The organism is Mycolicibacterium xanthum (assembly GCF_019710635.1).
GTDB classification, from domain to species: domain Bacteria; phylum Actinomycetota; class Actinomycetes; order Mycobacteriales; family Mycobacteriaceae; genus Mycobacterium; species Mycobacterium xanthum.
The window spans coordinates 101,811-115,788 of the sequence record NZ_JAIFZS010000006.1; the positions used below are offsets into that span (position 1 = coordinate 101,811).

A 13,978-nucleotide genomic window follows, 5' to 3' on the forward strand; every position below is an offset into this window, starting at 1 on the left:
CTCAGCGCTGGCCGGTCAGCCACAGGTCGTCGGTTGACTCCGGGGGGGCCGTCGGCCCGGCCGCGGCCCCGGTCTGCAGCACCATGTCGAACGCCTCGGCGCGGATCCGCCGGTCGGTGTACTGCAGCACGATGACACCGGCGCTGAACGGGCCGGTGATGATCTGGCCGACGGCGCCGCCGACGGCGAACAGTGCCAGCCCGATCATCGCCGCGGCCGTCGATGCCGACGCGGTCATCGCGATCTGGCCACCGAGGTTGAACGGGATGGACACTGCGCCGGCCACCAGCCCGGCCACCAGCCCGGCCAGCAGCCGAATCCCGAACACCCGCCAGAAGTCGGTTCTGATCAGCGCGAACGACCTCCGGATCGACGAAACGATGTCGCGGCGCTCCAGCACGATGACCGCGGGGGTGAAGGCCAGCATCGTGAACAGGTACACCGCGAGTGCCGCGGCGACGGCGAACAGCACTGCGCCCAGGGCCAATCCGGCCGCGCCGCTGCCGGCGGCCAGCGCGACGACGACGCCGATGGCGATCGGGATGCCGAGCAGCAGCACGAGGGCGACGGACTGCAGCGCCATGAAGCCGATCAGCGGCCACAGGCGTGGGCGCAGCCGCCGCCAGGACTCGCCGATGGTGATACCCGCGCCGAACACCGCACGGCCGATGACCACCGTCAGCATCCCGCTGAGCAGGATCGTCGACAACCACGTCGTCGCATATCCGGCGACGCTGGCGGCGCCCCAGCTGATCAGCATCTCGACGTCGGCGGCGTTGCCGTCCAGCGCCTTGGCGATGTCGCCGGTGAACGCGAACGGCCACAACGACACCAGCACCGAGATGAGCTGGGCGGCCACCACCACGATGGTGGTGAGCCCCAGGGTGGCTTTGGGGTTCGCGCGTACGTACGCGACCGCGCCGTTGAACATGTCCGACAGCGTCAGTGGGCGCAGCGGCACCACGCCGGGCTTGAGCACCGCCGGCCCGTAGCCGGGTGGGGGACCGTAACCGGGGGGATATCCCGGTGGCGGCCCGTAGCCGGGTGGGGGGCCGTAGCCGGGTGGCGGCCCGTAGCCGGGTGGCGGGCCGTACCCCGGTGGAGGTCCGTAACCGGGTGCCGGGTAGCCGGGATATCCGGGCGGGGGATATGCGGTCGGCACGGCACCAGCCGGCGGTGGCGCCGCCGAGCCGTAGCCGCCGGCGTCGTGGGTCATGATCACCATCTTGTCGATCACCGCAGCGAATGACAACGGGCCGAGCTCAGCGCGGCATCCGGCGGTCCAGCAATGCGCCGGCACGCGCGGCGCTACCGTGGCGCCATGGCGATCGAGATCACGGTCCGAGGCTCGCACTCGGTGTTCACCGCCCCCGAACGCGCAGTCGTGCACGCCACGCTGTCCTACGAGGGCCCCGAGATGCCACCGGTCTACGAGCGGATCGCCCGGGACCTGGAGTCGGTCAAGGCCTCCCTGACGCCGCTGACCGAAGGTCACCCGGCCGCCGTGGCGAGATGGTCGGCCGAGCAGCTGCGCACCTGGTCGCAACGCCCCTGGAACAAGGACGGCAAGCGGCTGCCGCTCGTACACCACGCCAGCGTCGCGGTGACCGTCGAATTCAGCGACTTCGCCGCACTCTCGGCGTGGACCGGTGCCCACGTCGCGGGGACCGAGGGGTTCCGGGTGGCGCGGGTCAGCTGGGAGTTGACCGATGCCCGCCGCGACGAACTGCTCGGCGAGGTGCGCCATCTCGCCGTGCGCGACGCGGTCACGCGCGCCCAGCAGTATGCCGACGCGCTGGACGTCGGCACCGTCCGTCCGCTGGCCGTCGCCGACCCGGGGATGCTCTCGGACACGTCGGGTCCCACCGCGGGCGGTCCGTCCGAGCATCCGGTCCGCGCGGCCGCTCACGCCGCCCCGGCACCCGATGTCGAGCTCGTCCCCCGAGACCTGGAGCTCTCGGCGACGGTGGACGCCCGATTCGCGGCCGGACCCTGACATGACCGTGGCCGGCGCCGGTCGGCCCGGTCAGCGGACGTCGACGCGGTCCCCGCTGCGCTTGCTCTCCAGCCGGTGCCATGTCCACCAGAACAGCAGCGCGGCGACGATCGACCCGGCCGCCGCCAGCCACTGTGCGCCGAGAAACAGGTGCCACTCGACCGCCTTGTCGACGTGGCGGACCCGGGCGGCCTGCACCACGCCGAGCAGGCCCAGCATCAGGCTCGCCGCTCCGACCGCGGCGATCAGCACCACGAACACGGTGCGCAGCGTGTACCGCGCCGCCCCGGGAGACACCACCGCCCGGATACGCCGGGTGCGGGCCAGGAACAGCGACGCCGCACAGGCCACGACGAGCGCGACCGCGTCGGCGGCCAGCGTGTCGGAGAGCCGGTGGGCCTTGATGATCACGGTGTAGGCGCCGATGCCCACCGCCCAGGTCAGCGTGAAGAACATCGCGACCCCGCGGAACCGGTAGGGCATCACGATCAGCGTGGCGAACAGCAGCGACATCGCCGCCGTGGTGTGCCCGCTGGGCAGGGTGTTCTCCGCGAAGGTCCCGTGCACCGAGGAGACCAGGTCCGGACGCGTCAGCAGGTAGTACTTGAGCACCTGGGTCACGGCCTGGCCGCCGAAGATCACCGACAGCCCCGCGACGGCAAGCCACACCTGCCGTCGCAGCAGCCCGATCAGCCCGACGATCGCCGCCGCAGCCAGCTGGGACGTCACCGTGATGGTCCCGAACTGATCGTGGGCGGCCCTGCGCACCTCCGGGTCGACCTGGTTCGCGCCGCGCAGCGCGGCGTCCTCGAGTATCTGGCCGATGGTGGTCTGCACGAACAGCAGGTAGACGGCGACGCCGAACAACAGGGCACCGATCAGCACGGCCGTCCAGCGGTGCCGCGCACGGCGCAGCCGGCCGGCGTCGTCGAGCACCCGGATCCGGTCGGTTCTCACCTCCACGCGAAATCCCTCCCTGATGGTCGCCCGGTGCGGCAGCATATCCTGCGCGGCGCCCCTGCGTGCACCGGCGCGACCGTGCGGCACCGACCCCGGCTGTCGGCGCAGCGCACCGGATCGATCCGAAAAGTACTGACTTGCAACGATATTGATGCACCCCGGGGTGGATCGCGACAACCTCGGGTCGAGGCGGCACCGGCGCTGGGAGGCCCGGATCGCGCCGCGAACCGGAAACCCCCGGTGGTCTTCACCAGCGGGTTACCGAAAGCGTGCCGGGAGGCGGGTAGTACCGGACCCGCCGGCGAGGCCGCGGCCGAAGTGCCGGCAACCGTATTCGACCGCGATGGTCGAGAACAAGCCGTTGCCGCGGTCGGAAGGCCCCGACCGGATTACCCGGCCAGAGCCCTTGCCGACGTCGACGTGAGTCGGGGTGGCGGGATTCGAACCCACGACCTCTTCGTCCCGAACGAAGCACGCTACCAAGCTGCGCCACACCCCGCGTGAAGCCTCGACAGCCTATCGCACGGACCGACGTTGAAGCCAAACGCGTTCTGCCGGGGCGACACGCCGCGGGATGGATCCGGGTTGTCGGTGGCGTTATGCACACTGAGCAACAGATGACGAAGAAACGGGGCGTGACATGACTGGCTTGGGTGCATCGATCTACCTGGGCTTTTTCGCGCTGGCCGCGTTGTGGCTGTTCCTGACGTCCGAAGGGCCGCTGACCCGGACCCGGGGGGCCGAGGATCACGGCCAGCGGCCGGACCTCTCGAACTCGGCCAGCACCTCGGCAGATGCCGAGGGATCCAGCCCGTGGCTGGTGAGCCACTCGTCACAGAAATAGGTTTCGGTGTAGCGGTCGCCGCTGTCGGCGAGCAGCGTGACCACCGAGCCGCTGCAGCCCTGGGCGACCATGTCGGCGAGCAGGCCGAATGCTCCGCAGATGTTGGTTCCGGTGGAGGGACCCACCCGTCGGCCCAGTACCCGGCTGACGTGGTGGGCCGCCGCCACCGACGCCGAATCGGGCACGCAGATCATCCGGTCCACCACGCCGGGCAGGAACGACGGCTCCACCCTGGGCCTGCCGATGCCCTCGATCCGCGACGACAGCCCGGTCACCACATCGGGGTCGTCTTCGGTGTAGGACGGGTAGAACGCGGAGTTCTCCGGATCCACCACGCACAACCGGGTGGGATAGCGGCGGTAGCGGATGTATCGCCCGATCGTCGCCGAGGTCCCCCCGGTGCCCGCGCCCACCACGATCCAGTCGGGTATCGGGTGCGTCTCCTGCCCCATCTGGTCGAAGATCGATTCGGCGATGTTGTTGTTGCCGCGCCAGTCGGTGGCCCGCTCGGCGTTGGTGAACTGGTCCAGGTAGTGGCCGCCGGTCTCGTCGGCCAGCCGCTGCGCCTCGGCATACACCTGCGCCGACTCAGTGACGAAATGGCAACGGCCACCCTGTGATTGGATCAGCGCCACCTTCGCGGCACTCGTCGAAGCGGGCATCACCGCGATGAACGGCAGCCCGAGCAGCGCCGCGAAATAGGCCTCGGACACCGCGGTCGACCCGGAGGACGCCTCGATGACGGTGGTGTCCTCCCCGATCCAGCCGTTACACAGTCCGTACAGGAACAGCGAGCGCGCCAACCGGTGCTTGAGGCTGCCGGTGATGTGCGTCGACTCGTCCTTGAGGTACAGGGCCACATCGGCATCGGAGCACCAGGCGGCGGGCAGCGGGTAGCGCAGCAGATGGGTGTCGGCGCTGCGCCGGGTGTCGGCCTCGATCAGCCGCACCGCGTTGTCCACCCAGGAACGTGACTGGTGGCAGGCCGATGCGGCCGGCTGATTCACCGCGCCGACACGGTCGGATATGACTGTCCCACATGGGTTTCGGCATCCGAACCCCCGGTGGGGGCGGCCACCAGGGTCAGCAGCGTGGCCTCGGGGCGGCAGCAGAATCGCAGTGGCGCAAACGGTGACGTGCCGATGCCGGCCGACACGTGCAGCTGGGTGTGGGCGCCCCACCGCGACGGACCCTTGACCCGCGACCGGTCGAGTTCGCAGTTGGTGACGACGGCGCCGTAGAACGGCAGGCACAACTGGCCGCCGTGGGTGTGGCCGGCCATCACGAGTTGGTAGCCGTCGGCGGCGAACTCGTCCAGCACCCGCGGTTCGGGCGAGTGTGCCAGGCCCAGCGTCAGGTTCGCGGTCTGGCTGGCCGGCCCGGCGACGGTCGCGTAGCGGTCGCGGGACAGGTGCGGGTCGTCGACGCCGGCCGCCGCGACGTGCAGCCCGGCCACCTCGAACTCGCGTCGGGTGTGCGTCATGTCCAGCCAGCCGCGTTCGGTGAATGCGGCACGCAGATCCTGCCACGGCAGCGGCTCGCCGTGGATCCGGCGGCTCGGGTTGGTCACGTAGTTGGCCGGGTTCTTCAGCTTCGGGGCGAAATAGTCGTTGCTGCCGAACACGAACACCCCGGGCAGCGCCAGCAGATCGCCGAGGGCCTGCACCACGGCGGGCACCGCCTTGGGATGGGCCAGGTTGTCGCCGGTGTTGACCACCAGGTCGGGCTCCCAGCCGGCCAGTTCGCGCACCCACGCCTGCTTGCGGCGCTGGCTGGGGCGCATGTGGATGTCGCTGATGTGCAGCACCTTCAGCGGTGACGAACCCGGCGTGAGCACCGGCATCGTCGCCTCGCGCACCACGAACGCGTTGCGCTCGATCAACGAGGCGTACCCGATCCCGGCCGCGAGCGTGCCCAGCGAGGCGACTGCGGTGGTCTTCAGGATCGATCCGGGTGAAGCATCAGGCATGCAGGTGAGGATACTGCCCTCGGCTGTGCGGCACAGCGCTCACCGGCCCGACGGCGTCAGGGCGGTGGCGGCGCGGCCGGCGGCGGCGGCGGACCCAGCACCGGCACGGTGATCGGCGGCAGGCCGGGGATCTCGATGACCGTCTGGCCCACCGGCGGCGGCAGGCCAGGCGGCGGTGGGGCGCCCGGCGGGGGCGGCGGTGGCGCCGGCGGGATGCCGTTGGACACCTGGATCGTGATGATCGACCCCGGCACCGTCTGTCCGGTCGGCGAGGTGCCCACCACGGCGCCCTTCGGGGAGCCGCTGTTCACCGGGGTGGCCTCGTCGGCGACCTGGAAGCCGGCGTCGCGCAGCCGCTGCCGGGCGGTGTCCAGGCCCATGCCCGCGACGCTGGGCACCCGCGAGCCCGGCGCCCCGTCCACGTAGCGCGGATCCGTCGGCGGGAGCACCACGTCGCCGAACATGGTGGCGATCGGGTTCATCGCGGTGAACCACGTCCGGGCGGGCTCGTTGCCGCCGAACAGGTTGCCGCTGCCGCACTGCCGCAGCGGGAAGGAGCACAGGGCGCCGGGTGCGGTCGAGTCGTCGTAGATGTAGTTGGCCGCGGCGAGCTGGTTGGTGAAGCCCAGGAAGCCCGCCGAGCGGCTCGCCTCGGTGGTTCCGGTCTTGCCCGACATCGGCAGGCTCCACCCCACCGAACCGGCGGCGCCGGCTGCGGTACCCGCACCGGTGTCGTCCTTGCTCATCGCGACGGCCAGCGTGTTGGCCAGGCCTTCGGGGACAACCTGCTCACAGGTCTCGGTGGTGACCGACACCTCGTCACCGTTGCGATCGAACACGGCCTGGATGGGACTGGGCGGGCACCAGGTGCCGCCGGAGGCCAGCGTGGCGGCGACGTTGGACAGCTCCAGCGCGTTCACCTCGATCGGGCCCAGCGTGAACGAGCCCAGGTTCTGCCGTTTGACGAAGTCGGCCAGGCTCTCGTTGCTCTCGGGGTCGTAGTCGCGCGCGGTGCCGGGCAGCGCGTAGGAGCGCAGCCCCAGCTTGACCGCCATGTCCACGGTGCGCTGCACACCGACCTGCGCGATCAGCTTGGCGAACGCCGTGTTCGGCGAGGTCGCCAGCGCATCGGTGACGTTCATCGAACCGCGGTAGTTGCCCGCGTTCTGCACGCACCACGTCGCCGGCGGGCAGCCGCGCGCGCCGCCGGTGCCCAGACCCTTGGCCTCGAACCGGGACGGCGCCTCCAGCTGGGCGTTGATCCCCATGCCCATCTCCAGCGCCGCGGCGGTGGTGAACACCTTGAAGATCGAGCCCGCACCATCACCGACCAGCGAGAACGGCTGTGGCTGCATGGTCTCGCCGGCATCGAGGTTCAGCCCGTAGGTGCGGTTGCTGGCCATCGCGAGCACCGGATGGGATTCCTTGCCGGGCCGGATCACGCTCATCACGCTGGCGACGCCCGTGATGTCGGAGCTGGCGACGCTGTCGATCGCGGACTTCACCGAGGCCTGCACGTCGGGGTCCAGCGTCGTCCTGATCAGGTATCCGCCCTTGGCCACCTGGTCCTTGCTCAGCCCCGCCCGCGCGAGGTAGTCCAGCGCATAGTCGCAGAAGAACGCCCGGTCACCGGCCGCGATGCAACCCCGGGGCAGCTCGTTGGGCTGCGGCAGCACGCCCAGCGGCTGGTTTCTGGCCTCGCGCAGCTCGTCGGCGTACTCGGGCAGGTTCTCGATCATGGTGTCCAGCACCACGTTCCGCCGGGCCAGCGCACCGTCCGGGTTGGTATAGGGGTTCAGGGTGCTGGTCGACTGCACCATGCCGGCCAGCAGGGCCGCCTGCTGCCAGTTCAGCTCCGAGGCGTCGATCCCGAAGTAGGTCCGCGCGGCATCCTGGACGCCGAACGCACCGTTGCCGAAGGACACCAGGTTCAGGTAGCGGGTCAGGATCTCCGGCTTGGTGAACGTCTTGTCCAGCGTCAGCGCCATCCTGATCTCGCGCAGCTTGCGCGCGGGGGTGGTCTCGATCGCGGCGCGCTTCTCGGCGTCGGTCTGGGCGATCACCAGCAGCTGGTAGTTCTTGACGTACTGCTGCTCGATGGTGGAGCCGCCGCGGGTGTCGAGGTTGCCCGAAAGATAGCCGGACAGGCCGGTCAGGGTGCCCTGCCAGTCGACACCGTTGTGTTCGGCAAACCTCTTGTCCTCGATGGAGACGATCGCCAGCTTCATCGTGTTGGCGATCTCGTCGCTGGGCACCTCGAAGCGGCGCTGGGTGTAGAGCCAGGCGATCGGGTTGCCCTTGGCGTCGACCATCGTGGACACCTGGGGCACCTCGCCCTCGACGAGTTGGGCGGATCCGTTGGCGACCACGTCGGAGGCCCGGTTGGACATCAGCCCGATTCCGCCGACGACGGGGAACATCAACCCGGCGGCGATGACGCTGGCGAGCAGGCAGCACCAGGCGAGCTTGATGACCGTGACCGCGGTGGGCGGCTTGGTCGGGGGGTGCTCCGGCATGGGTACAGACTAGCTACCGATTAGCTGTGCCCCAGCGCGCCCATTCTCCCGGCAGCCCGGGATCACCGGGCGCGGCCAGCGCGGAAACCGCGAAAACGTCGATCAGGCGGTGCTGACGGCACGGTCGTCCCAAAAAAGTGGTCACAGATGTATTGCGCCGAACCGCCCTGACCACCTAAGTTAGGCACACAGTGCGATGCAGGTCACACCTGCACCATGCTGTGTGGCGTAGATCGCATTCTGCGACCGGCGTCAGGAGGGAACAGCCGTCTGCGTTGTCGGGGCGCGGCCAGAACGAAGGGGATCGCTGGTGTCCGGTATCAAGCCCGTCGCACGCAAGACCACCGTCAGTCCGTCCGCCCAGTCCATTCTGCACGGTGCGGAGGCAGAAGCCCGTATTGCGTGGGTTTCGCAGGCCAGATGTCGCCAGACCGATCCGGACGAACTCTTCGTCCGCGGTGCCGCACAGCGCAAAGCCGCGGTGATCTGCCGTCATTGCCCGGTGATCGCGGAGTGCGGCGCCGATGCCCTGGACAACCGCGTCGAGTTCGGCGTGTGGGGCGGAATGACGGAGCGTCAGCGGCGCGCTCTGCTCAAGCAGCATCCCGAGGTAATTTCCTGGGCCGACTTCTTCGCGGCTCAGCGCAAACACCGCACCGCCGGCTGACCGGCTCATTCACAGGCGGTTGATCAAGCCGCCGGAGCTTCGCCGGTTATCTGGTCGGCGATGGCCTGCAACGCATCGAGGTCGGACACGTCGAACGGCAGGGACGGCACCCCGACGATCGCGACATGCGGGTTGGCTCCGGTGAACCGCGACAACAGCCGTATCTCCCGTCGTGCCGTCGAGGCGCGGTCGGCGTGGATCTGCAGGGCCGCGGCCGCCACCGAGCCCGGATCCGTCTTCTGTAGTTCGGCCGCCGCCTCGGCCGCCTTGTCGGCGTGCAGCTCGCACAGCGTCGGATGCGTGCGATTGAGGATCAGCCCGGCCAGCGGCATGTGCTCGGTGGAGAGCCGCTCGACGAAGAACGATGCCTCCCGCAGCGCGTCGGGTTCGGCCGCCGACACCACCACGAACTGGGTGCCCCGGCGCTTGAGCAACTCGTAGGTGCGGTCGGCCTTCTCCCGGAACCCGCCGAACGTCGCGTCCAGCGACTGCACGAACTCCGCGGCGTCCGAGAGCATCTGCGAGCCCAAGATCGTCGACATGGCCTTCATGGCCAATCCGACCGCACCGGTGACCAGGCGCCCGATGCCGCGGCCCGGGGCCAGCAGCAGCCGCCACAACCGGCTGTCCATGAAACTACCCAGCCGCTTCGGGGCGTCGAGGAAGTCCAGCGCGTTTCGCGACGGCGGGGTGTCGACCACGACCAGGTCCCACTTGTCCTCGGCGAGCAGCTGGCCCAGTTTCTCCATGGCCATGTATTCCTGCGTGCCGGCCAGCGAGGTCGCCACCGTTTGGTAGAACTGGTTCTCCAGGATCGCGTCGGCCCGGTCGTCCCCGGAGTACTGCACCACCATCTCGTCGAACGTGCGCCGCATGTCGAGCATCATCGCGTGCAACTCGCCGGACACCTCCGGCGCCAGCGGCACCCGCTGCGGTGAGTTGCCCAGGTCGCGGATGCCCAGCGCCTGAGCGAGCCGCTTGGCCGGGTCGATCGTCAGGACCACCACGGTGCGTCCGTACTCGGCGGCCCGCAGCGCCATCGCGGCTGCCGTCGTGGTCTTGCCGACGCCGCCCGCGCCGCAGCAGACGATCACCCGGTTCGACGTGTCACGCAGGATCGCGGCCATGTCCAGCGCAGGCGGGGTTGTGCTCATCGGTTTCCTCCGATCACCGCACGCCCTGATGAGCGAGCGCTTCGGCCAATTCGTACAGGCTTCCGAGGTCGACACCGTCGGGCAGGGTGGGCAGCTCCAGCCGTGGAACGTCGATCTCGACGAGCTGTTCGGCGCTCTCGGCACGGGCGGCGATCCGGGTCGCGTGTTGGATCGTCTCGGTGAGCAGGCCGGCGAAGTCGGCGTCCGACAACGTGATACCGACGCTGGTCAGCCCAGCTCGCACCGCGTCGGCGTCGATGTCGCCCTCGGCGGCCTTGGCGAGGGCGTCGGGTGACAGGTGGGCCGGAATGGTGCGGTTGACGATGACGCTGCCGATCGGCAGCTCTATCTGCCGCAGTTCGTCGATCGCCTCGACGGTCTCTTGGATCGGCAGCGACTCCAGCAGCGTGACCAGGTGAATCGCGGTCAGGTCGGAGTGCAGCAGCTGCACCACGCCCTCGGCCTGTGAATGCACCGGCCCGCCCTTGGCGAGGTCGGAGACGGCCTTGGTGACGTCGAGGAACCGCGCGATACGGCCGGTCGGCGGGGAGTCGACGACGATGGCGTCGTAGCAGGCCTGCTTGCCCCGCTCGCCGGGCGAGCGGGTGACGATCTCCTTGATCTTGCCGGTCAGTAGCACGTCCCGGAGGCCGGGCGCGATCGTCGTCGCGAACTCGATGGCGCCGATTCGGCGCATCGCCCGGCCGGCCAACCCCAGGTTGTAGAACATGTCGAGGTATTCCAGGAACGCCGCCTCGGTGTCGATGGCCAGCGCGTTGACCTGACCGCCGCCGTCGGCGGTCGCGATCTTGACCTCTTCGTAGGGCAACGGCGGCACGTCGAACAACTGCGCAATCCCCTGGCGCCCTTCGACTTCGACCAGCAACACCTTGCGGCCGCCGGCCGCCAGCGCCAGGGCCAGGGAGGCCGCGACCGTCGATTTGCCGGTACCGCCTTTGCCGGTGACGAAATGAAGGCGCGCCTTGGTCAGTCGGGACGGCCAACCGATCGTCTTCGATCCGTTTGGTGTGGTAGCCACGAGTGCATGCTAACCAAGGGGAGTGGCCGGCCGGATAAGCTCACCGGCATGAGTGAACCGACCCGTTGGGAGTATGCGACCGTTCCCCTGCTGACGCACGCCACCAAGCAGATCCTCGACCAGTGGGGCGAGGACGGATGGGAGCTGGTTTCGGTGCTTCCGGGGCCGACCGGTGAGCAGCACGTCGCCTACCTGAAGCGACCGAAGTGACCGCCTCGGCACGGCTGGCGGAGTTGGGGATCGCGCTGCCGGAGGTGGTCGCTCCGGTGGCCGCCTACCTGCCCGCCGTGCAGACGGGGAACCTCGTTTTCACCGCCGGTCAGCTGCCGATGGTGGAGGGGAAGCTTCCGCTCGCCGGCAAGGTCGGCGGCGAGGTGTCCGCCGACGATGCCAAGAAGCTGGCCCGGCAGTGCGCGCTCAACGCGCTGGCGGCGGTCGACGCGCTGGTCGGGATCGATTCGGTGGTGCGGGTGGTCAAGGTCGTCGGGTTCGTCGCCTCGGCGCCCGGCTTCGGCGGCCAGCCGGCCGTGGTGAACGGGGCCTCGGAGCTGTTCGGTGAGGTGTTCGGTGAAGCGGGCCGGCACGCCCGGTCGGCGGTCGGGGTGTCCGAGCTGCCGCTCGACGCGCCGGTGGAGGTCGAAGCGATTTTCGAGGTCGGGTGAGCGACGATCGGACAGAGGTCGCGTGAGCGACGATCGGACAGAGGTCGGGTGAGCGACGATCAGACAGAGGTCGCGTGAGCGACGATCAGACAGAGGTCGGGTGAGCGGACTCGAGCATCCCGCCTACGGCCTGCTGAGGCCGGTGACCGAGTCCGCCTCGGTGCTGCTGTGCGACAACCCGGGCCTGATGACGCTGGAGGGCACCAACACCTGGGTGTTGCGGGGCGCGGGTAGCGACGAGATGGTCGTCGTCGACCCGGGGCCCGACGACCCGGCCGGCGTTGCGGACGAGCACATCGAGCGGCTGGCCGCGCTCGGCCCGATCCCGCTGGTGCTGATCAGCCACCGGCACAGCGACCACACCGGCGGCATCGACCGGATCGTCGAGCTGACCGGTGCGGTGGTGCGGTCGGTGGGCAGCGGGTTCCTCCGTGGCCTCGGCGGGCCGCTGTCCGACGGCGAGGTGATCGATGCGGCCGGGCTGCGGATCACCGTGCTGGCCACCCCCGGCCACACCGCCGACTCGGTGTCGTTTCTCGTCGACGACGCCCGCGCCGAGGAGCCGGGGGCGGTGCTGACCGCCGACACCATCCTGGGCCGTGGGACCACCGTGATCGACCGCGAGGACGGCGATCTCGGCGACTACCTGGAGTCGCTGCGCCGACTGCGTGGACTTGGGCACCGCCGGGTGCTGCCCGGCCACGGTCCCGAACTCGACGACATGGTGGCGGTCAGCGACGGCTACCTGGCCCACCGTGAGAAACGCCTGGATCAGGTCCGCGGCGCGCTACGGGAGCTGGGCGAGGGTGCGAGCACCCGCGAGGTGGTCGAGCACGTCTACACCGACGTCGACGAGAAACTGTGGGATGTCGCCGAATGGTCGGTACAGGCCCAGTTGGACTACCTGCGCCGCTGAAGCCGCTGATTTGCGCCGAACTGGCATTCCGGCAGGCTGCTACTCGAACTTCCGCAGCCGGAATGCCATTTCGGCGGAACTCACGGGCGGAACTTGGCTGGCGGGCCCGGTGCAGGATGCTCGCTCGTTACCTCGCGCGGCGTGCCAACCGCTCGGAATCGCTGATCAGCACGCTCTTGCCCTCGAGACGAATCCAGCCGCGGTGGGCGAAATCGGCGAGCGCCTTGTTGACGGTCTCGCGCGAGGCGCCGACGAGTTGCGCGATCTCTTCCTGGGTGAGGTCGTGGGTGACCCGCAGCGCGCCGCCCTCCTGGGTGCCGAAGCGTTGCGCGAGTTGCAGCAGTTGCTTGGCCACCCGGCCGGGCACATCGGTGAAGATCAGATCGGCCAGGTTGTTGTTGGTGCGGCGCAGGCGGCGGGCCAACACCCGCAGCAACTGTTCGGCGATCTCGGGGCGGTCGGCGATCCAGGCCTTCAACGCCTCGCGGTCCATCGAGACGGCACGCACCTCGGTGATCGTGGTGGCGCTGGACGTGCGCGGTCCGGGATCGAAGATCGACAGCTCACCGAACATGTCCGACGGACCCATGATCGTGAGCAGGTTCTCCCGGCCGTCGGGTGACCGCCGGCCGATCTTCACCTTCCCCGAGATGATGATGTACAGCCGGTCGCCGGGCTCGCCCTCGGCGAACACGGTGTGCCCGCGGGGAAAGTCGACGGGTTGCAGTTGCTTGGTCAGCGCGGAAACGGCGCTGGGTTCGACCCCCTGGAAGATTCCGGCCCTGGCCAGGATCTCGTCCACGTTGCCCCTCTTAAAGCTGTTAGGTGATCAGACATGCGCACAATGACCTCGAGATGGATCGTGCGATCAGTCTAGAGGCATGCCCTTCGTGACCAGCCCACGCTACACACGATCGGCATGTCGGGTCTGCTGAAACTCGGTTTTCGGCCGGTGATGAATGTATCCGCGGGTGGGCAAATCCGGCCGGGGGTTGTCGCCGGTGAGTTCGGCGGCTCCGGCGGGCATCGTGTCCGTACCGACCCCGGCGAGCGTGTCGATGTCGCGGACCGTGGCTTGCTGGAGGAACTCGGCCACCTCGGCGGCCGAGATGGTGTCGCGGTCCAGGCTCGCCTCGACACGGTCGAGCCCGAAGGTGACGAGCATCAGCATCCCGGGGATCAGCGCGACGAGCAACGACGACACAAGGGTGAAGTAAACACGGCACAGATCTCAGCGCGATCACGATTGGCCGAC

Annotated in this window: 14 protein-coding genes and 1 tRNA gene; 5 read left to right on the forward strand and 10 right to left on the reverse strand. The window is 69.3% G+C overall.

Translation table 11 applies throughout. The features are described from left to right. Position 1: 1 nt before the first annotated feature. Entirely contained in the window at positions 2 to 1,216 is a 1,215-nt protein-coding gene (locus JDV09_RS03650) for a DUF7847 domain-containing protein (RefSeq protein WP_221367877.1), read from the reverse strand. A 105-nt stretch (positions 1,217 to 1,321) separates the two neighbouring features. Here JDV09_RS03650 and JDV09_RS03655 point away from each other — a divergent pair, with 105 nt between their 5' ends. Next, positions 1,322 to 1,996 (forward strand): SIMPL domain-containing protein, encoded by a 675-nt coding sequence (locus tag JDV09_RS03655; RefSeq protein WP_221367753.1) that lies wholly within the window; start codon positions 1,322 to 1,324, stop codon positions 1,994 to 1,996. Between the two features lie 30 nt (positions 1,997 to 2,026). On the opposite strand, the gene JDV09_RS03660 is transcribed toward JDV09_RS03655, so the two are convergent. The 5 genes from JDV09_RS03660 to ponA2 form a co-directional block, all read right to left on the reverse strand. Beyond that, positions 2,027 to 2,959, reverse strand: coding sequence for a phosphatase PAP2 family protein (locus tag JDV09_RS03660; RefSeq protein WP_308123991.1), 933 nt, complete (start codon positions 2,957 to 2,959; stop codon positions 2,027 to 2,029). Positions 2,960 to 3,381: 422 nt separating this feature from the next. Further along, positions 3,382 to 3,455: transfer RNA gene (locus JDV09_RS03665), tRNA-Pro, on the reverse strand. A gap of 248 nt (positions 3,456 to 3,703) precedes the next feature. Further along, complete coding sequence (gene cds1 / locus JDV09_RS03670; RefSeq protein ID WP_221367755.1) at positions 3,704 to 4,807, reverse strand: L-cysteine desulfhydrase Cds1; 1,104 nt, start codon at positions 4,805 to 4,807, stop codon at positions 3,704 to 3,706. After that, on the reverse strand, positions 4,804 to 5,769 hold the full coding sequence (locus tag JDV09_RS03675; protein WP_221367756.1) for a metallophosphoesterase: 966 nt from the start codon (positions 5,767 to 5,769) through the stop codon (positions 4,804 to 4,806). The genes cds1 and JDV09_RS03675 overlap by 4 nt, the downstream gene beginning before the upstream one ends. A gap of 56 nt (positions 5,770 to 5,825) precedes the next feature. Continuing rightward, positions 5,826 to 8,285 (reverse strand): transglycosylase/D,D-transpeptidase PonA2, encoded by a 2,460-nt coding sequence (gene ponA2 / locus JDV09_RS03680; RefSeq protein ID WP_221367757.1) that lies wholly within the window; start codon positions 8,283 to 8,285, stop codon positions 5,826 to 5,828. A gap of 310 nt (positions 8,286 to 8,595) precedes the next feature. Between ponA2 and JDV09_RS03685 the strand changes: the two genes are divergently transcribed. After that, positions 8,596 to 8,952 (forward strand): WhiB family transcriptional regulator, encoded by a 357-nt coding sequence (locus JDV09_RS03685; protein ID WP_221367758.1) that lies wholly within the window; start codon positions 8,596 to 8,598, stop codon positions 8,950 to 8,952. A gap of 23 nt (positions 8,953 to 8,975) precedes the next feature. On the opposite strand, the gene bagB is transcribed toward JDV09_RS03685, so the two are convergent. Then, positions 8,976 to 10,106, reverse strand: a complete 1,131-nt coding sequence (gene bagB, locus JDV09_RS03690; protein WP_221367759.1) for an ATPase BagB — start codon at positions 10,104 to 10,106, stop codon at positions 8,976 to 8,978. Positions 10,107 to 10,119: 13 nt separating this feature from the next. Next, the gene (gene bagA, locus JDV09_RS03695; protein WP_221367760.1) at positions 10,120 to 11,145 is read right to left on the reverse strand and encodes an ATPase BagA; all 1,026 of its coding nucleotides are present in this window, start codon (positions 11,143 to 11,145) and stop codon (positions 10,120 to 10,122) included. Between the two features lie 48 nt (positions 11,146 to 11,193). On the opposite strand from bagA, the gene sp36 reads away from it, so the two are divergent. The 3 genes from sp36 (at position 11,194) to JDV09_RS03710 (ending at position 12,723) form a co-directional block, all read left to right on the forward strand. Further along, on the forward strand, positions 11,194 to 11,355 hold the full coding sequence (gene sp36, locus JDV09_RS03700; RefSeq protein ID WP_014817956.1) for a Sp36 family protein: 162 nt from the start codon (positions 11,194 to 11,196) through the stop codon (positions 11,353 to 11,355). Next, entirely contained in the window at positions 11,352 to 11,807 is a 456-nt protein-coding gene (locus JDV09_RS03705; RefSeq protein WP_221367761.1) for a RidA family protein, read from the forward strand. Before sp36 ends, JDV09_RS03705 begins: the two co-directional genes overlap by 4 nt. Before the next feature lie 100 nt (positions 11,808 to 11,907). Then, positions 11,908 to 12,723, forward strand: a complete 816-nt coding sequence (locus tag JDV09_RS03710; protein ID WP_221367762.1) for an MBL fold metallo-hydrolase — start codon at positions 11,908 to 11,910, stop codon at positions 12,721 to 12,723. Between the two features lie 127 nt (positions 12,724 to 12,850). Here the strand turns inward: JDV09_RS03710 and crp are convergent, their stop codons facing one another. Then, positions 12,851 to 13,525 carry a cAMP-activated global transcriptional regulator CRP gene (crp, locus tag JDV09_RS03715; RefSeq protein ID WP_135128429.1) on the reverse strand — a complete coding sequence of 225 codons (675 nt, stop codon included), beginning with the start codon at positions 13,523 to 13,525 and terminating at the stop codon, positions 12,851 to 12,853. A gap of 102 nt (positions 13,526 to 13,627) precedes the next feature. Further along, positions 13,628 to 13,927, reverse strand: coding sequence for a hypothetical protein (locus JDV09_RS03720; protein WP_221367763.1), 300 nt, complete (start codon positions 13,925 to 13,927; stop codon positions 13,628 to 13,630). Between the last annotated feature and the right edge of the window lie 51 nt (positions 13,928 to 13,978).